Annotated in this window: 21 protein-coding genes; 11 read left to right on the top strand and 10 right to left on the bottom strand. The window is 32.6% G+C overall.

Annotated features, from left to right (window positions below):
- Nucleotides 1–58 precede the first annotated feature (58 nt).
- A complete protein-coding gene (locus tag DFQ09_RS01185) occupies nt 59–2,626 on the bottom strand; it encodes a toxin-antitoxin system YwqK family antitoxin (protein ID WP_115807761.1) in 2,568 nt (855 codons plus the stop codon).
- Between the two features lie 167 nt (nt 2,627–2,793).
- Nucleotides 2,794–3,423 carry a 16S rRNA (guanine(527)-N(7))-methyltransferase RsmG gene (gene rsmG / locus DFQ09_RS01190; RefSeq protein WP_115807762.1) on the bottom strand — a complete coding sequence of 210 codons (630 nt, stop codon included), beginning with the start codon at nt 3,421–3,423 and terminating at the stop codon, nt 2,794–2,796.
- A gap of 144 nt (nt 3,424–3,567) precedes the next feature.
- Here rsmG and DFQ09_RS01195 point away from each other — a divergent pair, with 144 nt between their 5' ends.
- Nucleotides 3,568–4,665: a fatty acid desaturase family protein gene (locus tag DFQ09_RS01195; RefSeq protein ID WP_115807763.1), complete on the top strand. Its 1,098-nt coding sequence runs from the start codon at nt 3,568–3,570 to the stop codon at nt 4,663–4,665.
- Nucleotides 4,666–4,697: 32 nt separating this feature from the next.
- Nucleotides 4,698–5,882: a pyridoxal phosphate-dependent aminotransferase gene (locus tag DFQ09_RS01200; RefSeq protein ID WP_115807764.1), complete on the top strand. Its 1,185-nt coding sequence runs from the start codon at nt 4,698–4,700 to the stop codon at nt 5,880–5,882.
- A gap of 106 nt (nt 5,883–5,988) precedes the next feature.
- On the opposite strand, the gene DFQ09_RS01205 is transcribed toward DFQ09_RS01200, so the two are convergent.
- The 5 genes from DFQ09_RS01205 to trkA form a co-directional block, all read right to left on the bottom strand.
- Nucleotides 5,989–6,243 carry a hypothetical protein gene (locus DFQ09_RS01205; RefSeq protein WP_115807765.1) on the bottom strand — a complete coding sequence of 85 codons (255 nt, stop codon included), beginning with the start codon at nt 6,241–6,243 and terminating at the stop codon, nt 5,989–5,991.
- Nucleotides 6,244–6,423: 180 nt separating this feature from the next.
- A complete protein-coding gene (locus DFQ09_RS01210) occupies nt 6,424–6,702 on the bottom strand; it encodes a hypothetical protein (RefSeq protein WP_147298303.1) in 279 nt (92 codons plus the stop codon).
- 124 nt (nt 6,703–6,826) lie between these two features.
- Nucleotides 6,827–7,075 (bottom strand): hypothetical protein, encoded by a 249-nt coding sequence (locus DFQ09_RS01215; RefSeq protein ID WP_115807767.1) that lies wholly within the window; start codon nt 7,073–7,075, stop codon nt 6,827–6,829.
- A gap of 164 nt (nt 7,076–7,239) precedes the next feature.
- Nucleotides 7,240–8,742, bottom strand: coding sequence for a TrkH family potassium uptake protein (locus DFQ09_RS01220; RefSeq protein ID WP_181897126.1), 1,503 nt, complete (start codon nt 8,740–8,742; stop codon nt 7,240–7,242).
- A 7-nt stretch (nt 8,743–8,749) separates the two neighbouring features.
- Nucleotides 8,750–10,099, bottom strand: a complete 1,350-nt coding sequence (trkA, locus tag DFQ09_RS01225) for a Trk system potassium transporter TrkA (protein ID WP_115807769.1) — start codon at nt 10,097–10,099, stop codon at nt 8,750–8,752.
- A gap of 135 nt (nt 10,100–10,234) precedes the next feature.
- On the opposite strand from trkA, the gene ubiE reads away from it, so the two are divergent.
- Together ubiE and porT are read left to right on the top strand one after the other, a co-directional pair.
- Nucleotides 10,235–10,966 (top strand): bifunctional demethylmenaquinone methyltransferase/2-methoxy-6-polyprenyl-1,4-benzoquinol methylase UbiE, encoded by a 732-nt coding sequence (gene ubiE / locus DFQ09_RS01230; protein ID WP_115807770.1) that lies wholly within the window; start codon nt 10,235–10,237, stop codon nt 10,964–10,966.
- A 2-nt stretch (nt 10,967–10,968) separates the two neighbouring features.
- On the top strand, nt 10,969–11,685 hold the full coding sequence (gene porT / locus DFQ09_RS01235; RefSeq protein ID WP_115807771.1) for a type IX secretion/gliding motility protein PorT/SprT: 717 nt from the start codon (nt 10,969–10,971) through the stop codon (nt 11,683–11,685).
- On the opposite strand, the gene DFQ09_RS01240 is transcribed toward porT, so the two are convergent.
- Nucleotides 11,672–12,406 (bottom strand): TrmH family RNA methyltransferase, encoded by a 735-nt coding sequence (locus DFQ09_RS01240; RefSeq protein ID WP_115807772.1) that lies wholly within the window; start codon nt 12,404–12,406, stop codon nt 11,672–11,674. The genes porT and DFQ09_RS01240 overlap by 14 nt on opposite strands.
- A 218-nt stretch (nt 12,407–12,624) precedes the next feature.
- Here DFQ09_RS01240 and tamL point away from each other — a divergent pair, with 218 nt between their 5' ends.
- The 3 genes from tamL to accD all read left to right on the top strand — a co-directional run bounded on the left by tamL (nt 12,625) and on the right by accD (nt 17,540).
- Entirely contained in the window at nt 12,625–15,156 is a 2,532-nt protein-coding gene (tamL, locus tag DFQ09_RS01245; RefSeq protein WP_181897127.1) for a translocation and assembly module lipoprotein TamL, read from the top strand.
- 160 nt (nt 15,157–15,316) lie between these two features.
- A complete protein-coding gene (gene fbaA / locus DFQ09_RS01250) occupies nt 15,317–16,384 on the top strand; it encodes a class II fructose-bisphosphate aldolase (RefSeq protein ID WP_115807774.1) in 1,068 nt (355 codons plus the stop codon).
- 298 nt (nt 16,385–16,682) lie between these two features.
- Nucleotides 16,683–17,540, top strand: coding sequence for an acetyl-CoA carboxylase, carboxyltransferase subunit beta (gene accD, locus DFQ09_RS01255; protein WP_115807775.1), 858 nt, complete (start codon nt 16,683–16,685; stop codon nt 17,538–17,540).
- Between the two features lie 69 nt (nt 17,541–17,609).
- Here accD and DFQ09_RS01260 read toward each other — a convergent pair whose 3' ends face one another.
- Nucleotides 17,610–18,722 (bottom strand): sensor histidine kinase, encoded by a 1,113-nt coding sequence (locus tag DFQ09_RS01260; protein ID WP_115807776.1) that lies wholly within the window; start codon nt 18,720–18,722, stop codon nt 17,610–17,612.
- Between the two features lie 133 nt (nt 18,723–18,855).
- Entirely contained in the window at nt 18,856–19,962 is a 1,107-nt protein-coding gene (locus tag DFQ09_RS01265) for a sensor histidine kinase (protein WP_115807777.1), read from the bottom strand.
- 191 nt (nt 19,963–20,153) lie between these two features.
- Between DFQ09_RS01265 and rpsO the strand changes: the two genes are divergently transcribed.
- From rpsO to proC, 4 genes are all read left to right on the top strand, one after another.
- Complete coding sequence (gene rpsO / locus DFQ09_RS01270; RefSeq protein WP_020895709.1) at nt 20,154–20,423, top strand: 30S ribosomal protein S15; 270 nt, start codon at nt 20,154–20,156, stop codon at nt 20,421–20,423.
- 197 nt (nt 20,424–20,620) lie between these two features.
- On the top strand, nt 20,621–22,876 hold the full coding sequence (locus DFQ09_RS01275; protein WP_115807778.1) for a polyribonucleotide nucleotidyltransferase: 2,256 nt from the start codon (nt 20,621–20,623) through the stop codon (nt 22,874–22,876).
- 241 nt (nt 22,877–23,117) lie between these two features.
- Complete coding sequence (locus DFQ09_RS01280; protein WP_115807779.1) at nt 23,118–24,554, top strand: glycosyltransferase; 1,437 nt, start codon at nt 23,118–23,120, stop codon at nt 24,552–24,554.
- A 297-nt stretch (nt 24,555–24,851) separates the two neighbouring features.
- Nucleotides 24,852–25,658, top strand: coding sequence for a pyrroline-5-carboxylate reductase (proC, locus tag DFQ09_RS01285; RefSeq protein ID WP_115807780.1), 807 nt, complete (start codon nt 24,852–24,854; stop codon nt 25,656–25,658).

Genomic DNA, 25,658 nt, shown 5'->3' on the forward strand with positions numbered 1-25,658 from the left:
AAAAGACCGTTTAAATAAGTTTAAACGGTCTTTTTTTTTGCCCTACAAATTATAGCTTTTAGTATAATGATTCTGGGTGCAGGTAATCGATGTAGACATTTAATTTATCAATGTATTTCGTGCCGTAACCTTCTTCCACTTTTTCTTCAGCGTAAAAGAGCGTTTCTTCTTTTTCGCCAACTAAAGTTAATTGTACGATATCCTCTTTTCGTTTTAAGATAATATAGGCCACCCTGTTGTCATATAAACTATGGGCCGATAAATAAATGACACCCGATTCTAATTTATAGTTTTTTACTACGCCACGATGTTGCTCTTTTCCGTTTTTATCATAACGAATGACTTCACCATCAATATAATTTTTATTTAAGGAATATTGTAATCGCTTATGATTAGAATCTATATGATATGCTATTGTTTCAGCAAGCTCTCCATCTTTATAGGTTGACACATTTTTGCCATGGAGATCATAAGAAATACGTTTCGTAATGAGACCATTTTTATAAATTTCTTGCGTAGACTTACTATTATAACCTACAGGTAGCACCTTAGTGCCTTCAAAAGGCTTTCCGTCTTTATATATAATGCTAGAGACCTCTTTTCCGTCTTCGTTATAATTGATAGATTTCCCCTCTAAAATATCGTTCTTATACGTGCTTGTAAATTGTAATAGACCAGACTGATTGTAAAGATTAAAAGAGCCTTCTTTTTTATCATTCACATAATGCCCCTCTTCTAGAACAATTTCGTGATTATAATTAAACTTCTTATAAGTTCCATTACGTTTTCCTTCTTTTACAGTGTACATAACTCTTGAGGCCATATCGTACATTTCACCATCCCAAGGTAATTTGTTTTTAAAATTAACTGTAGCTAAGACCTCTCCATACTTATCAAAGAAGGTAGCACAACAGTTAACATCAACGTCTTCGATTAATACAGGATCAATAACGCCGTAAGCTCTTCCCACACCATAATCAAACCGTTTTGACGCCACTAAATCACCATTTTTTTCCTCTTTAATAAACCTTATTTCATCTGAGAGATTGAAAAATTCATATAATTTACCATGCTTTTTATCATAATCGTAAGTACCTATTAATTCGTTTTGGTCATTGTAAAACTCCCCTAGTGTTTTATCATAATCCGTGTATGTGATATCGCTTTGTTTAGCCCCATTACTGTAATAGTTTACCTCTCTCGTTTTACTATATTGATCAGCATTATAGTATTCGGTGACCTTAAAATCGACTAAATTATCTTTACCCACTTGTTTCGTTATAAATTTAGTCCGCTCAATAACGTTACCTTCTTTATAAGTTTCAATATTTGAAATTTTAGAATCGTAACCAATTTCGTAACGTGTACCATTTAAAGGTTGCGCATATCTATTTTTGTACTCCACTTTTAAGATTCCCAATACATCACCATCTTTATTATAAAAGACCTCTTCTTCTTTATTCTTTTTACTAAAGAGAACATTAGTATCCGTATAATATTTTAGTTCCTCTATAAGTTCCCCTTCTTTGTAAGTTGATGTTTTGTTTCCTTTAATTTCTACACCAGTATATGGGTAATAGCTTTTATAAATCATTCTAGACAACTCATTACCTGCTTCATCATAACTAACTTGAAGCTCTTTAATGTTGTTAGTATATGTTGTTAGGGATTTTATCTTACCGCCATCATAGTATAGTTCTTCTTTTTCAAGTAGACCGTTATTGTAGGTTCTAGAAGACAAAATTTGCCCCATGACCTCTTCCTTATAACTGTACGAAAATACAATTTCGGTGCCTTCCATCGGTTTTAAATAGTCATTGTGAAGATTGTAAATAACACTTCCTATTTCGGTTCCATCCTCAGTAAAATATGTCTTTTTATATTCTGGTTCAGTTTGGAATTTTGTCCGAATCTGACCATTAGGATAATAATCCTCGTGACCTAACAACCTCTCAAACGGATAATAGTTAATTTGCTTCACTCGCATAGGGTCAAAATAATAAAACACTTCAACCCCTTTTCGAAATCCATTTTTTAGAGTATTAATTTCACCAATGGCATCCCCTTTTTTATCGTAGTATTTCGTTCTAAAATGACCTTTTTTAAGCGTTCTGAAACTTTCGTAACGAATTCCGTTTATATCATCGTCATACACAACCTCTTTTACGGTATCGTTTTTAACTTCAGTATAAATGCGATTAGTCAATTGAGTATGATTCTGAGCACCAGATTTGATCAGGCCATTTTTATAAATAGCCTTTAATTTCTTGTCATTTAAAAAGGTAATAAACTCTCCATCTAATCTGTTTTTGGTGTAATTACCTTGTTGGTATAACTTGCCGTCTTCCGTAAACCAGCTCACTTTTTCTACCCAAAAATCCTTATCTTCATACTTAGACAATCCGCTCATTTGCTTTTGGCCCGAAATGTAATAATCTTCAACCCTATAAAAATCACCCTCTTTTTTAACTGGTGGCCTAAAAAAAATAGCACTATCTTTTATAGTGTGTTTCCAAGACCTGTTGTAATAAATGGTGTCTTGTTGGGCGTCCAAATTTAAAGGCATAAAGAAAACGCTGACCATAAATAGAAGTACAGCAGTTTTAATAGAATTTGATAAAATCATTGTTGAATAAATTTTAAAATGAGATCGATATAATTTAAAAAATACATCTATTTGATTAACGCATTTCAGCGTCATAAATTTTTAGCTCGTGAATTTCTCAATACTAAACATAGGTCAACAGTCTGTTTCTAAAAGTAGTATTTAGACAACCCCAAAACTACTACTTATTAAGCTTTGAATTTTAATGGTAAATGAATTACCTTTTTAGTTTCAAAAAACGCTTCATCAAAATAATCAGAAAGCAAGAATGCTTTAACCGTTTTATACTGCTTCAATTCCTCAGTTAAATCACCTCCTTTTAAATAAAGGATACCATTTTTCAACTCATTTTTCTGAGTACGGGCTACTTTTCCTTTTACCCAAGTCGTAAATTCTGGCATCGTCGTTACAGCTCTACTTACAATAAAATCGTAAGTTTCATCTATAGCTTCTACTCTACTATGCGTTGTTTTTATATTAGTAAGTTCTAATTCTTCAGCAACTGCATTAATAACTTTTAGCTTTTTATTGATACTATCTACCAAATGAAATTGACATTCTGGAAACAAAATCGCCAAAGGCACTCCCGGAAATCCTCCACCTGTACCAACATCTAAAATTGAAGAACCTGGTGCAAAGTTGATCACTTTAGCAATACCTAGAGAATGTAAGACATGTCTTAAATATAACTCATCAATATCTTTACGAGAAATCACGTTGATTTTACTATTCCAATCTTTGTATAACGCTTCTAAAGCTTCAAATTGTTGAATTTGAGTTTCAGTTAAATTTGGGAAGTATTTTAAGATCAATTCCATTTTTAAAAATTTTAGCAAAAATACTTAATTTTAATCTGCATAATTTAACGTTCGTCGAATAAGGTTGCTTTTTATTTATTAACTATCTTTGCATTGTTATAATGATTTACAATCCCTAACGTTATAATATAAAAAACTGATTAAATGGCACAACAAACCGTAAAATTCTCTCGAACGGATTCTGCAAAGTTCTTCAGAACACTTAACAAACGCGTTAATAGTTACTTCAAAGACAACAATATAAAAAAAACAGGAAACTGGAAACTATACACAAAGGCTATAATAATGTTTACATTATTACTTGGACCATTAGTAGTATTATTAACGGTTGACAACATACCTGTATGGCTTCAAATTATATCCATGATGATTATTGGTGTTGGAATGGCAGGAGTGGGCATGAATGTTATGCACGATGCCAACCATGGTTCCTTTTCTAGTAAAGAATGGGTAAACAAATTGATGGGAAGCAGTATTCATATATTAGCTGGCAACGATTACAATTGGAAAGTACAACACAATGTACTACACCACACCTATACCAATATTCAAGGCCATGATGAAGACATTGATGCCGGACGAATAATTCGTTTTTCTAAACATGCTAAATGGTTAAAGATTCATAAATACCAAAAATATTACGCCTTCTTATTATACGGATTACTAACTGTGAATTGGGCGATTACAACAGATTTTAAGCAAACGTACCAATACCTTAAAAGAAAATTATCTTATGGTGAATTTCCTAATCCTGCGACACAATGGACGAAATTAATTATTGGTAAGATATTATACTATTCTATTTGGGTTGTATTACCATTGGTTTTAGGTTATGCATGGTGGCAAGTATTAATCGGATTTTTAATTATGCATTATACAGCTGGTATGATTCTAAGTGTTGTTTTTCAATTAGCACACGTTATGCCAAATACAGAAATGCCTATACCAGACGAAAATGGAAACATGAAAAATACTTGGGCAATTCACCAATTATTTACAACGTCTAATTTTTCACCTAAAAGTTGGATTGTTGAGTTTTATACTGGAGGTTTAAATAGACAAGTTGAACATCATTTGTTTTCAAATATTAGTCATGTTCACTATAAAAACATAGCAGATATCGTAAGAGAAACAGCACATGAATTTAGTTTACCTTATAACGAATATAATTCTATTTGGACTGCTATTTCAGAGCATTATCAACAACTAAAAGAATTAGGTAGAAAGCCAAGTATGGCATAATATAAGTTCCAGTTTTAAAACAACCAACCACAATGAATCAACTATCGGATAGAATTAATAATCTAGCCACCTCAGCTACGCTTGCTATGGCAGCAAAAGCTAGAGAACTTAGAGCAGAAGGAAAAGACATTATTGGATTAAGTTTGGGAGAACCAGATTTTAATACACCTGATTTTATTAAAGATGCTGCGATTGAAGCCATCAACCAAAACTACAATAGCTATACCCCTGTAGATGGTTATGTAGAATTGAAAGAGGCGATTATTACAAAATTTAAACGGGACAATAACCTTAACTATACCTTACCACAAGTTGTCGTTTCTACAGGTGCAAAACAATCATTAGCTAATATAGCTGCTGTAATGCTTAATCCTGGAGACGAAGTTATTTTACCTTGTCCGTATTGGGTGAGTTATAGTGATATTGTAAAATTAAGCGATGGAGTTCCTGTGGAAGTTCAAACCTCAATTGATAATGATTTTAAAATGACAGCCGAGCAACTAGAAGCTGCCATTACACCAAAAACTAAAATGATTTGGTACAGTTCTCCTTGTAACCCAAGTGGTTCTGTTTATAGCAAAGCTGAATTAAGAGCTTTAGCTGATGTGTTGAAAAAGCACCCAAATATTTATATCGTTTCAGACGAAATATATGAACATATTAATTTTAAAGGAGGTCATTTTAGTATGGCTGAATTTGAAGACATGTTTGATAGAACTATAACCGTAAATGGAGTGTCTAAGGCATTTGCCATGACAGGTTGGAGAATTGGTTACATCGGAGCACCAGATTGGATCGCTAGAGCATGTAACAAAATGCAAGGTCAAATTACGAGTGGTGCCAATTGTATTGCGCAACGTGCCGTAATTACCGCTTTAGAAGCAGATCCATCAAGCATTAAGTATATGGTTGATGAATTTAAAGAAAGACGTTCTCTTATATTAAATTTATTGAGCGAAATCGACGGTTTTAAAACCAATGAGCCAGAAGGAGCATTTTATGTGTTCCCTAATATCTCTTCATACTTTGGAAAGACTATAAAGGGAAAAACAATAAATAACGCCTCTGATTTTTCTCTATTTTTACTTGAGGAAGCTTTAGTTGCCACTGTTACAGGTGAAGCTTTTGGAAATAAGGATTGTATCCGAATTTCTTATGCAGCATCACAGAAAGAGATTATTGAAGCTATTAAACGTATTAAGACAGCATTGAGCTAAATATATAATAAGCTATTTTAAGACAAAAGTTGTAACATTATATGTTGCAACTTTTTTTATGCCTTATTTTAACTAAATTGTTTTATAAAAAAACACCAAACAATATTTAAACACAAGCCACAAGTGCAACGCTTGCAAATACAGAGACTTTCAATACCATAGAAGTTGCATGGCTAGTTTTACACATTCTAGGTGATTTAACTCTTTGCTTAATACCAAATAGGGATTTTTTACTTGCTCTTTTGAAATTAGATTTTACAGTGCGCTTATAATCGGAGTTCAATAAACCTTTAGTTGTAAAATGTGAACGCTTCGCGCGTACTGTTTTATCTTCCATATCATTTGTCATTCTAGCTTTCATATATAAAACTGTTTAAGTAACTATTGTTAATGTTGAAAATACGAAATAATTTACGAAATAATCAAAATAAATGAATAAAAATAGGATTTTCACCGTAAAGCTCGTAAAATATTACGAATATTAACCACCACTTACAATCCCTTAAATTTAAGAGATGGACTTTTCATTATTAGTTAAAACCTAGCTTAATAATTCTATCATACCATCCATAGAATATACTAAGACGCAATAAAAAACAAGTAATAAAACAAAAGTAAGTACGATTACTTTTAGCATCCTCACTTTTCGTTCTTCTCGTAATCGTTTCCCCATTTCCTTAAGCTGCTTCGTTGTCGCTTTAGGCAAATTATATTCCGTTTTACGATCTGATTTATAACCACCAAGCACATTCTTAAACTTATCGCGCTGTGGAAGTTGACTTCGATTATAGTTAATAACGTTCATTGAGTTAGAAGGCATAATTCTTTAGGTTTTAAATTTAAAACTGAGGTATAAGGATTCACATCAATACATAATGTAACATGTGCTATATAGGTTATAAAAGACACAAAACTGTGTCAGTTAAAAGGATCAGTGTATACGCTTAAAATAGAGCGATGAGAAAGATGGCAAATACAGCTAATTTTAAGATAACAGCTGTATGATTTACCGTATTGAATTGAATAGATTTTGAGCGTTGTCTAATTCCAAATACAGATTTTGAAGCTAACGTTCTAAAGTTTTGTTTCACTATGGATTTGTAATTTGAATTTAATAATCCTTGTGTTGTAAAATGAGATACCGCAATGGGTTCTGGTACAAATTCTAATGTGGTGTTTAATGCTAATTCCATGATTGATGATTTTAATTGATTATACAAATAAGACGTACAATCCATATAAATGTTACAGCTGGTGTTTCAAGTATATCGGGAATTTGAGCATTACAAACTCACAAAGTATTAGTAAAAATATAGGCTAGCTATGTTTTAAAAAAATCTTAAAAAAGTTGAAAAATTTATCTATTCCTCCAAAAGAAAGGAGTCAATAATATCAGAACGGTAAACAATTCCAATCGACCAATAAGCATTAAAAAAGACGCCCACCATTTTCCTAAAGGTGGTAATGCAGCATAATTATTTACAGGTCCAAAATCACCCAAAGCAGGCCCGACGTTTCCTAAACTAGATGCTGACAATCCGATCGCAGATGTAAAATCCATATCAAACATAGAAAACACTAAGGCTCCAACAATAAAGGACAACATATAAAGAATAAAAAATCCAAGTACGTTAAATACAATATCTTTAGATACCGATTTACCATTATAGCGCACAGGTATAATAGCATTAGGATGTAAAGCACGCTTAAATTCTAAAAAACTGTTTTTAATTAAAATCAATTGACGCATTACTTTTACACCACCAGAGGTACTTCCGGCAGAACCACCTAAAAACATCATTCCAAAAAAGAAAACGGTTAAAAAGGGTGTCCACATGGTATAATCCGCACTTATAAAACCTGTTGTTGTAATTACAGATAACACCTGAAACAACGCGTGTCTTAACGCACTTTCCGCTTCACCTAAAACCATTGGATGAATTATAGTGGACTGAGACACATCGGCTTTAAAATAGATTAAAACGGCCGCGATAAGCGTGAAAATGACAATAAATTTAAAGTAGAGTTTAAACTCTTCATCTTTTAAAATTTTAGACACTTTTCCTTTAAATAGATAATAACTCAGCACAAAATTAGTACCAGCTAAAAACATAAAGAATATAATAATGTATTGTATCAAAGGATTATCATTCCAATAGGCAACACTCGCATTTTTAGTAGAAAAACCTCCCGTAGATAATGTACTCAACGCATGGTTTATGGCATCGAAGAAGGACATACCAGCAAGTTGTAACAATACAGTTTCAGCAACTGTATATCCCACATAAATAAGCCATAATCGTTTTGCTGTATCTGTAATTCTTGGATGTAATTTATCTGCACTAGGCCCTGGAGCTTCTGCAGTAAACAATTGCATACCACCTACTCCTAATAATGGTAATATTGCAATCGCCAAAACGATAATACCCATACCACCAATCCAATGCGTCATACTTCTCCAAAACAAAACGCCTTCAGGAATGATTTCAATATCATTTAAAATACTAGCACCAGTCGTCGTATAACCAGACATGGTTTCAAAAAAAGCATCGGTAAAAGAAGGAATAGCTCCAGTGGCTATATACGGCAGTGTCCCTGTAAGTGACATTACAATCCAACCAAAAGCAACAATAATATAGCCTTCGCGTTTATTCATCTCCTTGCGATGGCCCTTTGTTCTATACATTGCCAAACCTCCTATTAAAAGGGTTACGAGACCTGCTAAAAATAATTCGAAAGTGACACCGTCTTTGTAGATAAGACTTATTAATGTTGCAGTAAGCATAAAGCCACCATTAAACATTAATAGCAATCCAAAGAAGTGAAAAATGATTTTATAATTAAGTTTTATTCTAGACATATCGCTATTACGAGAAAAAACGTTCTACTTCAGAAATAGACCGTGGTAAACAACAAACCACAACCCGATCCCCAGGTTGAATTTTGAAACTCCCTAATGGTATTGATCCTTTTCCATCTCTAATCACTCCGCCAATAATAGCAGATTTCGGAAATTTCACGTCTTTAATAACCTTATTCGTGATTTTAGATTTTGGTTTCACAACAAACTCTAAAAGTTCAGCATTCATGTTGGTTAACTTGGTCATAGCAACCACCTCGCCTTTTCTTATATACCTAAAGATATTGTTTGCTGCTAATAATTTTTTATTGATTAAGGTATCAATTCCAATAGATTGTGATAATTGATAATAATCCATATTTTCAACCAAGGCAATAGTTTTCTTTACGCCTTTAGATTTCGCTAACAGACAAGACATAATATTGGTTTCTGAATTACCCGTTACGGCAATAAAGGCATCCATATCCGAGATATTTTCTTCATCTAAAATATCTACATTTCTACCATCACCACAAATAACTAAAGCATTTGGAACGTCTTCAGCCAATTCCTCAGCTTTACCTCTCCTACTTTCAACTAACTTAACATTAAACTTGCTTGAACACAAATCCTTAGCTGTTTGAAAACCAATTTGGCTCCCACCAAGAATCATAACATTCTTAATCGCAACTTTAACTTTTCCTGATAATTTAAATAACTCATCATCACCTCCTTTAGACGTCATAAAAACAACTTTATCTCCTTCTTTAAAAATGGTATCACCACGTGGAATGATAGTGTATTGTGTCCCTAAACGCTGAATTGCAATAGGAATAAAATTTAATTCCGGATAAATTTCCGCCGCTTCTTTCACCGTTTTATCCACAAAAGTTGCTGTTCTAGACAAACGCAAACCTAGCATGGTTAATGCTCCGTCTTCAAACTCATAGGTATCATTAAAACCGTACTGATTTAAAAGTAATCCTATTTCTGAGGCCGCTAAAGATTCTGGTGAAATCAATTCATCAATTCCAAATTTCGAAAACCCAACAGTTTCTTTATTATCAATAAATTCAGTATTTGAAATACGTGCAATCGTTCGTTTTGCACCTAACTGTTTCGCTAAAACACAAGCCGTAATATTTGTAGTTTCTGAAGATGTTACAGCAATAAATAAAGCTGCTGTATCTATACGCGCATCTCTTAAAATTGAAATAGAGGTAGCATCTCCCTTAATAGTTCTAATATCCAAGTGCTCAGCAGCATATCCTAAACTATCTTTCTTTGTATCAATTAAAGTGATTTCTTGTGATTCGTAGGATAAAAGTTTCGCCAAATGAAATCCTACTTCACCTGCACCTGCGATTATTATTTTCATTATATTTCTTTGAAATAAGAGTACAAATATACTAAGAACTTCTAACTAGGTACAACTTTAAACACTTTAGGTACTGATAAACTTATAAGTTTTAGCTCCCCTTATAACTTCTTAGTATATTTGCCAAAAATTTTTATGGCTGAAAAAGTAAACCCATATAAGGACAGCGACCAATCTAAAAAAGATCAGGTCACTAAAATGTTCGATACCATTTCTAATGAATATGATGGTTTAAACCGTGTGATTTCTTTTGGAATAGATGTAAAATGGAGAAATAAGGTTGTAGAAATGGTTGCCAAAACCAAACCAGAAAATATTTTAGACATCGCAACAGGAACTGGAGATTTAGCGATTAGTTTAACCTCTACAAACGCTAAAGAAATTATTGGTTTAGATATTAGCGATGGCATGCTAGAAGTTGGTCGTAAAAAAATTAGCTCTAAAAATTTAGACGGTGTTATTTCTATGATTATTGGTGACTCTGAAGATTTACCTTTTGAAGACAATACCTTTGATGCCATAACCGTAGCTTTTGGTGTTCGTAATTTTGAACACTTAGAAAAAGGACTTGCAGAAATTTTAAGAGTGCTAAAACCAAATGGTATCTTTGTTATTCTCGAAACTTCTGTACCTACAAATCCTTTTTATAAAGCGGGTTACAACGTACATTGCAAACTAATTATGCCAACCATAGGAAAACTCTTTTCAAAAGATAAAGTAGCTTATAGTTATCTAAGCGAATCAGCATCTCTTTTTCCTTACGGAGAGGCCTTAAACAATATTTTAAGAAAAATTGGGTTTATTAATGTGGAACACAAACCACAAACGATGGGAGTGGCAACTATTTATTCAGCATCTAAAGTATAGTAATGAAGCGTTTCTTTTTTCTTTTAGTATTTATACTCGCATTTCAAAGCATGTCTGCTCAACTTTTTACAAAAGAAAAAGTAGCAAATGCTGTAGATAATATTGATCAAAAGTTTTTGACTTGGGGTTATTTTTTAGGTTTTAACCAATACGACTTTAATTTCGACTATTATGAAAATTTAGAAGATGTCTTAGTGGATAAAACTTTTGGGTTTCACCTAGGACTTATTGGTGACATGCGTATTAATGAATACATGAATTTAAGACTTGAACCAGGAGTATTTTTCACGACAAGAAACTTAAATTACGATGAAAGCTATTTTCAGGGTACAACATTTAATGACTCGGATTTATTGCGAGAAGTAAAATCCACATACGTGCATATTCCTTTGTTATTAAAAATATCGACAAAACGTATTAATAATTTTAAACCTTTTATTGTTGGTGGATTTTCTACGGCTTTAAACTTATCTAGTAATGAAGACAACCCTAATGATAATAGTTCTGGAGAGTTTAGAATGACTAAGAACACCTATTTCTACGAACTGGGTTTTGGTATTGATTTCTATCTACCTTATTTTAAATTTACACCATCTATCCGTGGTATATTTTCTTTAAATGACGAAATCATTCAAGATGTTGATCCTGATAGTCCGTGGACAAGCAACATCTCACAAATGCAAACTAGAGGTGTTTTTATCAATTTTACTTTTCAATAGTCCGGCGTCTAAACTCACTTAACAATATTGCTGTTGCATTAGCAACATTTAAACTTTCCGTTTCCTTAACTGTACCAAATTGAGGAATAGTTATTTTTCTATTCACTTTTTCTTTAATGGCTTCTGAAATCCCATTGGCTTCATTTCCGAGAATTATAACACCTTCATTTGGCAATGTTGTGGTATAAATGTTTTCACCAGCTAAAAGCGTACCAAACACTTCTGTTTTACGAGATTCTAAATAGTCCTCTAAATCTACATATTGCACATTTACACGCGTTAAAGACCCCATCGTTGCTTGTACTACTTTAGAATTATAACAATCTACAGTATTTAAACTACACACTAAATCTTTAATACCGTACCAATCGCAAAGTCTAATTATAGTCCCTAAATTACCAGGATCTCTGACGTCATCTAAAGCAACAATTAAACCATTGTCTTGAGATGGTATTTCTATTGGAATTTCAAAAATAGCTAAAGCTGTATTTGGGTTTTTAAGTGCTGATATTTTTTTTAATTCAACTTCTGAGATTTCCGAAATCAAATCAATTGAGGCCTCAAAAATAGATTCAGTAGTATAGAGATGTTTCAAGTTATAGTCGGACTTTAGAAATTCTGAAATTCCCTTTATGCCTTCAACAATAAACAGACCGTTTTGTTGTCTGCTTTTTTTTTGACTTAAACTCTTAATTAACTTTATTTGATTCTTTGATAACATTAAAATGTCTTTACATTTGTTAGACGAAACGCTTAAAAAGACAAAGTAAACCTTTTTTGATTTAAAATCGTTTCGAAATTAAGTTGACTATGCTATTTCTAAAGGAGAAATGGTATTATTTTTGTTTCACTAACAATCAATTAAATAAGATACCTCTTTTAAGTTTGCAAAAATTCAATTTAATATCAATTACAATCTCAAAGTCATTGTATCGCTATATGATACTGTTGCTATGCGTACTAATGGTAAGTTCTTGTAATATTGCAAAACGAGTTAAGGCCGGAAATCATCTTATTACTAATAATACAATTCTAGAAGATAGTGTTCATGTCTCTGACGAACGTATTAATAATATAATTTCGCAAAAGGTAAACTCTGGTATGCGAAAGTTTTTAGGCTTTCCTTTAAAACTTCATGTGTATAATTTGGCTAGACCAAACATCGATTCTATTATAAATGCTAACGTTTTAAGTGATTCTACTAAAGTAAAACGAAGAATAGCTTTACTTTCTAAAAAGCAATTTGATAAACAAATAGAATCACGACGCGATTTTAATGCTTGGTTAAAGCGAACAGGTGAAGCTCCTGTTATTTACAATGAAGATCAAACCATAAAAACGTCTAAAAACTTAAGGAAATATTATTACAGCAAGGGTTGGTTTAATAACGAGGTGACTTACAATGTAGAAAAAGACAGTACTAAGTTGGCCCAAGTAACTTATAATGTTACAAAAAAGAAACCTTATATTTTAGACTCTTTAAAACCTTCAATAAGCAGTCCGGCAATAGATTCTATTTATAGAAAACTCATTAAAGCGACCTTACTAAAAAAAGGAGAGCAATATGATGAACAGAATTACGAAAACGAGCGTGAACGCATCAACACATACTTAAGAAATACTGGTTTTTATTATTTTGGGCAAGATTATGTCCGTTTTGAAATGGATACTATAGACACCAATCATAAAATAAATACTGATTTAATTATAGCTAACCGAACCATTAGAGGTGACGATTCTACAACAACGACACCGTTTAAAATTTATAAAATTAAAGAAGTCAACATTTTTACCGATGACAATTTTGAAAATCGATTTAGAGCGATTTCAGATACTACAGTTCACAAAGGCTTTACCCTTTACAGTAAAGACAAATTAAAATTTAGACCCAAGGCATTAACCGATGCTGTTTTCATTAATGCAGGCGACAATTATAGCGATTTAGCAAGAAGTAGAACATCGCGCTATCTCAACGATTTGCAAATGTTTAGATATCCGAATATTGATTTTATTGAAAACGAAAATGACACAACCCTTACGGCTAATATATTTTTAGAACCCAAAAAGAAATATGCTTTAAGTTTTGATCCTGAAATTAACACTAGTAATATCCAAACCATAGGATTCTCATTTGGTACAGGTTTAAAAATAAGGAATGTTTTTAGAGGCGCAGAGTCCTTAGAAATATCAGGTATCGCAGCCATCGGGGCGTCTAAAACTCGAAATGTTCTAGAGGATTCTTTCTTTGATATTAATGAATTTGGAGGAAATATTCGTTTAACGATTCCGAGATTATTCAGCCCATTTAATACAGATAAGATTATACCTAAATACATGTCGCCTAATACCATCATTAACTTATCTGCAACAAGCCAACAAAACATTGGATTAGATAAACAAGCCCTTTCTGGTATATTTAGTTATAATTGGTTTCCATCAACTACGGTGACTAATTCTGTAGACTTATTTAATATTAATTATGTCAAAAATTTAAACACTAGTAATTACTTTGGGGTTTACACCAATTCTTTTTCAAGTCTAAATAGCATTGCCCGAGACATTGGTTATATTGATAGCGACGCTAGCCTTTATGATGAAAGTTTAACAAATCAATATTCGCCTGCTAATATATTTATTAATGATGTTTTAAGTGGTAACACAAGTTTAACATCGAGTGATGATGATTATCTATCTGTAAATAATATTGAAGAACGAAAAGAACGACTTACGGAAAACAACCTTATATTTTCAACAAGTTTCGATTACAAAAAAGATAAAAGAAAAAACATTTTTGACAACGACTTCTCCGTTATTAAGTGGAGAATTGAATTAGCTGGAAATCTATTGTCTAGTATTTCGAGCATGACAGGAAACACGAAAAACGACGCTGGTAATTACGAAGTATTTGGCGTCGCATTCTCGCAATACATTAAGTCAGAAATAGATTACGTTAAGTATGTCGATTTGGGTAATAAAAACGTTTTAGCGTTTCGTAGCTATGCTGGTATTGCTATTCCATATGGCAACTCTAACAGTATTCCTTTTGCTGAGAGTTTCTTCGCTGGTGGCCCAAATGACAACAGAGCTTGGACGGCTTATAACTTAGGACCAGGAAGCTCTCAAACCACTAATGAATTCAATGAAGCCAACTTTAAAATTCACTTAAGTGCCGAACAACGATTTAGTTTACTTGGGTCGTTTCAAGGAGCTATTTTTATTGATGCTGGTAATATTTGGAATGTTTTAGATAACGTTACAGAAGATGCAGCCACATTTACTAATTTTAATTCTTTAAAAGATATTGCAATAGGTTCTGGTTTTGGAATCCGTTATGATTTCGATTTTTTTGTACTACGTTTTGATACCGGTTTTAAAACTTACGACCCTTCACTAGATGAGAATAAACGATGGTTTAGAGATTATAATTTCAGAAACGCCGTATATAATATCGGTATCAATTATCCTTTTTAGGAATTCATTTTTTGATTGTTAGGCATTAAAACCGAAAAAATCCTCGAGTATATTATTCCCTTCACACTACAACGTTTTCGACATTTTATAACTGTTTAGGCATCATAAATACTGAAATTTTACGTATTTTTGATAACATAAAATTTCAATTCAAAAAATTATGAGTCATAATATTAAACCTGGAGTTGCCACAGGAAAAGAAGTTCAGAATATTTTTAACCATGCTAAAGAAAAAGGCTATGCTTTACCAGCTGTAAATGTCATTGGCTCTAACACTATAAATGCTGTTTTAGAAACTGCAAAAGCATTAAATGCACCAGTTATTATTCAATTTTCTAATGGTGGAGCACAATTTAACGCAGGTAAAAGCTTAAGTAATGAAGATCAAAAATCAGCTATAGCAGGCTCTATTGCTGGCGCAAAACATGTTCACCTTATGGCAGAAGCTTACGGTGTTCCAGTGATTTTACATACAGACCATTGTGCAAAGAAATTATTACCTTGGATTGATGGTTTATTAGATGCCAGTGAACAACATTACAAGGAAACAGGAAAATCATTATATAGTTCTCATATGATTGATTTATCTGAAGAACCTTTAGAAGAAAATATAGCAATTTGTAAAACATACCTTGAGCGCATGAGCAAAATTGGTATGACTTTAGAAATTGAATTAGGTATTACAGGTGGAGAAGAAGATGGTGTTGATAACACTGATGTAGATGATTCTAAGTTATACACACAACCAGAAGAAGTAGCTTATGCTTACGAAGAATTAAGCAAAGTAAGTGATCAATTTTCTATTGCAGCTGCTTTTGGTAATGTTCATGGTGTTTATAAGCCAGGAAACGTAAAATTAACACCAAAAATCTTAAAGAACTCTCAAGAATTCTTATCTAAAAAACATAATTTACCTCACAATCATATTGATTTTGTATTCCATGGTGGATCTGGTTCTACAGTAGAAGAAATTAGAGAAGCAATAGGTTACGGAGTTATTAAAATGAATATTGATACCGATATGCAATATGCGTTTTTAAGCGGTGTTAGAGATTATGTACAAGATAAAAAGGATTATCTACAAACTCAAATCGGAAACCCTGATGGAAGTGATGTACCTAACAAAAAGTACTACGATCCTCGTGTTTGGTTACGTAAAGGTGAAGATGCATTTGTAGAAAGACTTAAAAAAGCATTCGAAGATTTAAACAATGTAGACACATTATAAGTTTATTTTACTAAATATTTATCGACCCATTAGAACTCAAAATCAGAGTTTTAATGGGTTTTTATTGGTTAATAAAACTCGAATATTGAGATACTTTTCTCTATTTTTGAGTTATATTTAATAAAATAGTAAGTTTGTACGCTATTTAATAGCAACATAAAACGAACTAAAAATACCGATTAGAGATTAAAATCAATAATCGTAAACCTGTCCTGAGACTTTAACTAATTAAAGCTTTTGCTAATCATAGCCAAAGCATCTAACTAGTAGTATCGAAGGATTAAAATCGTAACCTCATATGGCTTGGTTTAAAAGAAAAGATAAAGGTATTCATACCTCAACAGAAGAAAAAAAGGACACACCTAAAGGACTTTGGTATAAATCTCCAACAGGTAAAATAATAGACACAAAAGAACTTGAACAAAATTTCTATGTAAGTCCAGAAGATGGATATCACGTAAGGATTGGAAGTAATGAATATTTTCAAATTCTTTTTGATGACAATAAGTACACCGAATTAGATGCTAATTTAACATCTAAGGATCCACTTAAATTTGAAGACACTAAAAAATACCCAGACCGTTTAAAAGCTGCACAAGCAAAAACGAATCTTAAAGATGCGGTACGTACAGCTGTTGGTAAATCTAAAGGTGAAGATTTAGTTATTGCATGTATGGACTTTGCTTTTATTGGTGGTTCTATGGGAAGTGTTGTCGGTGAAAAAATTGCTAGAGCAGCAGACTATGCTATAAAGAAGAAGTTACCATTAATGATTATAAGTAAATCTGGTGGTGCACGTATGATGGAGGCCGCTTTATCATTAATGCAACTAGCGAAGACTTCAGTTAAGCTTGCTCAGATGGCAGATGCTGGTATTCCTTATATCTCTTTATGTACAGATCCAACAACGGGTGGTACAACAGCTTCTTTTGCGATGCTAGGAGATATTAATATTGCAGAACCTGGAGCATTAATTGGTTTTGCTGGCCCTAGAATTGTAAGAGATACTACAGGAAAAGAATTGCCTGAAGGATTTCAAACTTCAGAATTTTTATTAGAACATGGATTCTTAGATTTTATTACACATCGTAAGGATCTTAAGAAACAAGTGAATCTTTATATTGATTTAATAAAAAATCAACCTGTAAGAGCTTAAATAAAAAACGAAGAAAGAGGTGTAAAAACACCTCTTTTTTTTTCCTTCAATTTTGATATACTATTATAGCTACGCAGTATTTAAGCCACTTAAAAAGTAAACAGAAAAACAAGTACCTTCATTAACCGTACTTTCTACTTCTATTTTACCACCGATACTTTCAATATGATTTTTGGTAATATATAACCCAACGCCTCTCGAGTCTGGATGTTCGTGAAAAGTGCCATTTAAAGTAAAAAGCTTATTGAAATTAGATTTTAAATCAATTCCTAAACCATTGTCTTTAATTTTAAGCACAACGAATTCATCTATTAAACTACTTGAAAGTTCAATAGTAGCCAATCTCTGATTCGATTTGTATTTAATTGAATTTGTAAGAAAATTGAGAATAATACTATCGATATAAGCTTCAATTCCCATAATAGAAAATCCGCGATCTACCTTATTTATAATTTTACACTTTTCCCTTTTCGCTATAGCACTGACGTTATAAATAGAATTTTCAATATACTTATGCAACGAGAGCTTGTTCAGAATATTAAATTTTTTAGGCTTGTCTAATCTCATTAAATTAAGATGATTTATAGTTTCATCGAGATTCGTTAAAGAGCCCTTTAACATTTTATAATTTTCACTAGATTTTAACCTGCCTTCAAATTCCTCTTCAAGAAATTCCGTAATTGAAAATAAATTACCGACATGTGTTCTTATATCGTGAGTAGCAATATGGGCGAAATCTTTTAATTTTTCGTTTTGACCTTTAATAACATTTATTAAAAACTCCAAATGCCATGTCGCTGATTTTTGAGTCGAAATATCTGTTATTTGAGCAATAAAATAAATAGGTTCATTAGCTTCATCTCTAACTAACGAAACGGATAATAGCGCCCAAACGACATAACCCTTTTTATGAAAGTATCTTTTCTCTATTTGATAGTTCTCAATCTCCCCATCAATTAGTTGCTTCATATGTGCTAAGTCCAATTCTAAGTCATCACGATGGGTAATATCTCTAAAGTTGAGCTGATATAGTTCCTCTTCCTCATATCCTAATAAATCGACAATACTTTGATTAACCTTAATCCATACCCCTTCAGGACTCACAATAGAAATCCCTCCATTTGCATTATCAAAAATATTTTGAAATACTTTGTCTTTTAATCTATCGAGATTTTTTGGCATGAAATAGCGTTGAATATTGAATACCAAAATTAGAATATACTATTAATTAGTTTTAACTCAATAGATTATTAAGTTATCATAAAAGCTAAAATTTCACGAAGTAACATCCTAACCTGCTTTAAATTAACTGAATCTAAGGTTTCTTAAAATAAATAGTAAATTCTGTTCCTACATCTACGTCACTCTTCACCTCTACTTTTCCACCCATAGATTCAATATGGTTTTTAGTAATAAAAAGTCCGATACCAATCGCATCGGCATTACAGTGAAAGGTATTATACATTTGAAAAAGTTTATCTCCAAATTTTTCTAAATCAATACCTAAACCATTATCCTTTATTTTAAGCACCACAAATTCATCTCTAAATTCAGAACTCAATTCTATAATAGGTTTTCTTTTTTCAGATCTATATTTAATGGCATTGGTTAGAAAGTTAAGAATTATACTATCTAAATAAGCTGGTATCCCTTTTATATAAACAGCATCATCTATATGATTATATATAATAGCTTCAGCGTTTTGGGCTAATGCTATAATATTGTAAGTGGCTTTTTCGGTATAATTATACAAATTAAGTACTTCCATTTTAGACTCCTCAATTTCTCTAATTTTAGCCACCTGTGTTAAATGCGAAACGGTTTCTTGAAGATTATCAATTGCTTGTTTTAATAATTGAAAATTTTCATTTTCAATCAAATTAGCATAATCTTCCTCTAAAAACCCTGTTAAAGCTGATAGATTACCAGAGTGGGATCTCAAATTATGAGTCACGATATCAGCAAATGAGGTTAATCTTTCATTTTGTTCTTTGGCAACACTTAGCATGGTTTTTAACTTGTCCTCACTTTTCTTGCGGTTGGTAATATCTGTAAACTGCCATATCATGTGTGGTCTTCCTTCTTTAAAGTAAACCAAAGACACCGAAATTAGCATCCAAATAATAGAACCATTTTTATGAAAATAGCGCTGCTTTACACGGTATTTGTCAATTTTACCATTAATAAGGTTTTCAAATTTTTCTTCGTGAACACCAAGATCTTGAGCATAGACAATGTTATTAATGTCCATATTAAATAGTTCCCATCGCGTATATCCAAAAATATCGCAGACGCTTTCATTAACTTTTAACCAATTCCCATTTAAATTCACAATAGCAATACCGTTATAGGTATTGTTAAACGTGCGCTCTAATACGTCGTAAGCGTTAGAGAAATTCCTCAGATGATTTGAAACTTTCATACATATCGTTTAATAAGGATTAATCAATTGAAAGCTATTTTGCTATTAGGGAAATTTTAATTAGGACATAATTATACTCTTTAGGATATCAAAAAGTTACGAAAAAAATCCCAAATCACAAAAAAGTAGTATATTTGCCGCTCGAAAGAGAGGCTTTCGTGTACATAAAAATCATTTACAATAATATTAGCATGTATTTAGATCAAAAAGCAAAAGAAGAATTATTCACTAAACATGGTGGTAACGCAAAGAATACTGGTTCTGCAGAAGGACAGATTGCATTATTCACACATAGAATAGAACACTTAACACAACACTTAAAGAAAAACCGTAAAGATTACAATACGGAACGTTCTTTAGTAATGTTAGTAGGTAAGAGAAGAAGCTTATTAGATTACTTAACTAAGAAAGATGTCTTAAGATATCGTGCGATAGTTAAAGAATTAGGATTAAGAAAATAATCTCAATATAAAGGCCACGCATTTAGCGTGGCTTTTTGTTTTTATATAACTCAAACGTAAGAGTAAAACAATCGTAAAAAAATAGCAGAAAAATCCTAAAATGATTTTAGGATTCGCGGTTTTTCATTGGTCATCAACAACAACAACAACTACACAACAACACAACGACCATTGTTTAATTTAGAATTAAAAAATTTATGATTCCAAAAGTTTTTAGAGAGGTCATAGACCTTGGTGACGGTAGAGAAATTTCTATCGAAACCGGAAAATTAGCAAAACAAGCGCATGGTAGCGTTGTTGTGCAATCAGGAAAATGTATGTTGTTATGTACAGTTGTTTCCAATTACGAGCAAAAAGACCTTAATTTTTTACCATTAACGGTAGACTATAGAGAAAAATTTGCTGCTGCTGGTCGTTATCCAGGTGGTTTCTTCAAAAGAGAAGCAAGACCTAGTGATGGAGAAGTATTAACAATGCGTTTAGTGGACAGAGTTTTACGTCCATTATTCCCAAAAGATTATCATTCTGAAACTCAGGTGATGATTCAGTTAATGTCTCACGATCCAGAAGTTATGCCAGATGCTATGGCAGGATTAGCGGCTTCTGCTGCAATTCAATTATCAGATTTCCCTTTTGAATGTGCTATCTCTGAAGCTAGAGTTGGTCGTGTAAACGGAGAATTTGTAATCAACCCAACACCAGCACAAATGGAAGAGTCTGACTTAGACATGATGATTGGTGCTTCTGCAGATTCAGTAATGATGGTAGAAGGTGAAATGGATGAGATTTCTGAAGAAGAAATGGCTGATGCTATTAAGTTTGCACACGAAGCGATTAAAGTACAATGTGCTGCTCAATTAAGATTAGCAGAAGCATTTGGAAAGAAAGCTGTACGTGAGTACGAACCAGAAAGAGAAGATTTAGATTTAGAGAAGAAGGTACATGACATGGCATACGATAAAGTATATGCTATTGCCAAAGCTGGATCTGCTAAACATGAAAGAAGTGCTGCATTTCAGCAAATAAAAGAAGACATTAAAGCAACATTTTCTGAAGAAGAATTAGCAGATTATGGTGGTTTAGTTTCAGATTATTACAGAAAAGCTGAAAAAGCTGCGATTAGAGATTTAACCTTAAATGAAGGGTTGCGTTTAGATGGTCGTAAGACTGACGAAATTAGACCAATCTGGTGTGAAGTAGATTACTTACCATCGACTCATGGTTCTGCAGTTTTTACACGTGGAGAAACTCAAGCGCTTGCAACAGTTACTTTAGGGACTTCTAGAGATGCAAACCAAATAGACATGCCATCTCAAGAAGGTGAAGAGCGTTTCTATTTACATTATAACTTCCCTCCTTTTTGTACAGGAGAAGCTAGACCAATCCGTGGAACATCTCGTAGAGAAGTAGGACATGGTAATTTAGCGCAACGTGCATTAAAAGGAATGATTCCTGCAGATTGTCCTTACACAGTACGTGTTGTTTCTGAAGTTTTAGAATCTAACGGTTCTTCTTCTATGGCAACAGTTTGTTCTGGTACAATGGCGTTAATGGATGCTGGGGTTCAAATGACAAAACCAGTTTCTGGTATTGCAATGGGATTAATTTCTGATGCAAACTCTGGAAAGTACGCTGTATTGTCTGATATTTTAGGTGATGAAGATCACTTAGGAGATATGGATTTCAAAGTTACTGGTACTGCAGATGGTATCACAGCTTGTCAAATGGATATTAAAGTAAAAGGGTTGTCTTACGAGATTTTAGTAAATGCTTTACAACAAGCACGTGCTGGCCGTTTACATATCTTAGAGAAATTGACAGATACAATTGCTAAACCTAATGCTGACGTTAAAGAACATGCGCCTACAATGGTGACAAGACGTGTTCCTAACGAATTTATCGGAGCCTTAATTGGACCTGGTGGAAAAGTTATTCAGGAAATGCAAAAAGAAACTGAGACGACTATCGTTATAAACGAAGATCCAGTAACTGAAGAAGGTATTGTTGAAATCTTAGGTGTTGGTAAAAAAGGTATTGATGCTGTAATGGCAAAAATCGATGCTATTTTATTTAAGCCAGTAGTTGGTAGCGTATACGAAGTAAAAGTTATCAAAATGTTAGATTTTGGTGCTGTTGTTGAGTATTTAGATGCACCAGGAAACGAAGTATTATTACACGTATCTGAGTTAGCTTGGGAACGTACAGAAAATGTATCTGATGTTGTAAACATGGGAGACGTTTTTGATGTGAAGTATTTCGGACAAGATCCAAGAACACGTAAAGAGAAAGTATCTCGTAAAGCAATTTTGCCAAAACCAGAAGGTTATGTAGCAAGACCACCAAGAGATGATAAGCGCCCTAGTGGACGTGATAATAATAGAGGAAGAGATAATCGTGGACGTGATAACAGACGTGATGATCGTAAGCCTAGAGAAGATAAGAAGGAGGATTAATTCTTAATTCTAAACTTGATAAAAACCCTAAATAGATTTTTCTATTTAGGGTTTCTTTTTGCGTTAAAATGAAATTCAAAAAAGCTAATAAGTCATCTATTTTTTGTGTTTAAATATCCAGGGATCCCCTTCTAGGCTTCACTCTCGTTATGTTAAATAAAAATTAAAAAAAGTCTAAAGTCAATAAGTGAACGTACATCTGTTTTAGTTAATCAATCAAAAACCTAACACTTTATTATTTATGGCTTCAGAAAAACCAACTTCAAATATTATACTTTCAAACACGAAAAGCAGAACTAAAAAAATATCTAACGGTTTCAATTCTTTTCTTAACAGTAAATCAATAACAGAAAATCCTTACAACAAAATTGTACTCTTCAGTACATTTTTACTTATGCTTTTGGGTGTCTATTTCCTTTCTGTCTTTTATGGTGATTTTGAACAATTAAATCTAGACAAAATGAGTACCACAATAGGATATTCATTTATTGTTTTAGCAACGACACTTATGGCTTTTAAAGTCTCATTCTTTATTTACAAAGCCTACAATTATTTTAAATACAAGCCTATTGCATCTGTTTCAGATAAAGAATTACCAACTATTACAGTAATTGTTCCTGCTTATAATGAAGGTAAACAAGTTTGGGATACCTTAATGAGCTTAGACAATAGCAATTATCCAAAAGAGAAAATACAAATTATATCTATTGACGACGGCAGTAAAGACGATACATGGGATTGGATGCTTGATGCTAAAACAAAATTAGGAGAGCGTTTAGAGATTTACCAACAACCTGAAAACCAAGGAAAACGTCATGCACTTTACCGTGGGTTTAATTTAGGTACAGGTGAGATTTACGTCACTGTAGATAGTGATTCAATCGTTACAGAAGATACACTTAGAAACTTAGTTAGTCCATTTGTTAAAGATGAAAATTGTGGTGCTGTAGCAGGAAACATTCGAGTTTTAAATAACAAAAAAGCAATGCTACCTAAAATGTTAGATGTAAGTTTTGTATTAAGTTTTGAATTTGTACGTTCTGCTGAAAGCAATTTGAATTCTGTTTTATGTACACCAGGAGCTTTGGCTGCCTATAAAAGTACAGCGGTTCATGAGTGTTTACCACAATGGATAAATCAAACTTTTATGGGACAACCTTCAGATATCGGAGAAGATAGAGCCATGACGAATATGATCTTAAAACAAGGTAAGCACGTATTATTTCAAAAGAATGCTGTTGCTTTTACTAATGTCCCAGAGGAATATATGGGTTTATATAAAATGTTTATCCGTTGGGGACGAAGTAACGTGAGGGAAAATCTAGAAATGGCGAAATACGTTTTTACAAACTTTAGAGCAAAAGGTAAATCTGGAACTAGAATCTTATTTATCAGTCAATTCCTAAAAATACTAATGAGTTATCCATTATTAATTTCGATGTTATTCTTTGTAATAGTACATCCTTTACTTTTTATTGGTTCTACTCTAGTTACTATCTTAGTGATTTCAACATTTTCAGTATTGTTTTTTGCGAGCCAATATAAAACCACAGAAGGTTTTTGGGCGTATTCTTATAGTATATTGTTTACATTCGGACTATTTTGGATTACACCATACGCTATTGCGACAGCTAATAGAAGAGGCTGGTTAACACGTGGATTAGAAGAAAAGAAGTAAATATCACCATTTTAGTATAATTATATAAAGCCTACAAAATCCTCTATTTTGTAGGCTTTTTCTTTACTAACTTCCATTTTGTCACCGACAGCCTGTCATAATAATAGACCTCTTGATTTTTGCGAAATTTCAATTTCGGAAACAATGGTCCTAAAAATTTTCAATACCATAACATATCACACAAAAACCTTAGGATATCAAAATTCTTTAAATCATAATTTCATTTTGGCACTGTCGCATAGTAATTGCGGCTATTAAAGCAACTGACAGTAAGGTTAGTTAAAATAAAAACAAATTATGAGAGTATTAGTAATTGGAGCGGGAAACATGGGTTTAACATATGCAGAAGGTATTGCAGAATCACCACTCCTTAGTAAGCACAACTTAAGAATTTATGATACTGATCCAAAAAAAATAGAAAGCCTCAGTAAAGATTTAAGGTTTAATGTTTTTGATAATTTAGAAGATTGCTTACCGAAAGCAGATATTGTATTTATAGCAGTTAAGCCTTACCATAGTGACGGTTTATTTGAAGAGATGAAATTAATGATTAACGACAGTCAAATTTTTGTATCTCTAATGGCAGGTGTTACTATAGATACTATTCAACAAAAATTGAATGCAAAAAAAGTAATTAGAACAATGCCTAATTTACCAGCACAAGTTGGTAAAGGCGTTACATCCTACACAGAGTCTAGCGACGTTTCTAAAGTAGAAATGTTAATGGTAAGAAATCTTTTAGATACCACAGGAACATCAATACATGTTAACACAGAAAAATTCATTGATGCTTCCACAGGGATTTCTGGAAGTGGACCTGCTTACGTATTTTATTTTATGCAATCTATGTTAGAAGCGGCACAGAAAATGGGCTTCTCAGATTATGATTCTAAAATTTTGGTAAGCAGCACATTTGAAGGAGCTATAGAACTCTTCAATCAAAATAGTATATCACCAAAATCTTGGATAGAAAAAGTGGCATCAAAAGGAGGCACAACCCAAGCTGCAATTGATTCTATGGATGATAACAATGTAAAACAACTCATTGAAGATGCTGCATATGCGGCTTTTGATCGTGCGGTTGAATTAGGTAAAGAAAAATAA

Source organism: Winogradskyella pacifica, from assembly GCF_003386275.1.
Lineage (GTDB): Bacteria > Bacteroidota > Bacteroidia > Flavobacteriales > Flavobacteriaceae > Winogradskyella > Winogradskyella pacifica.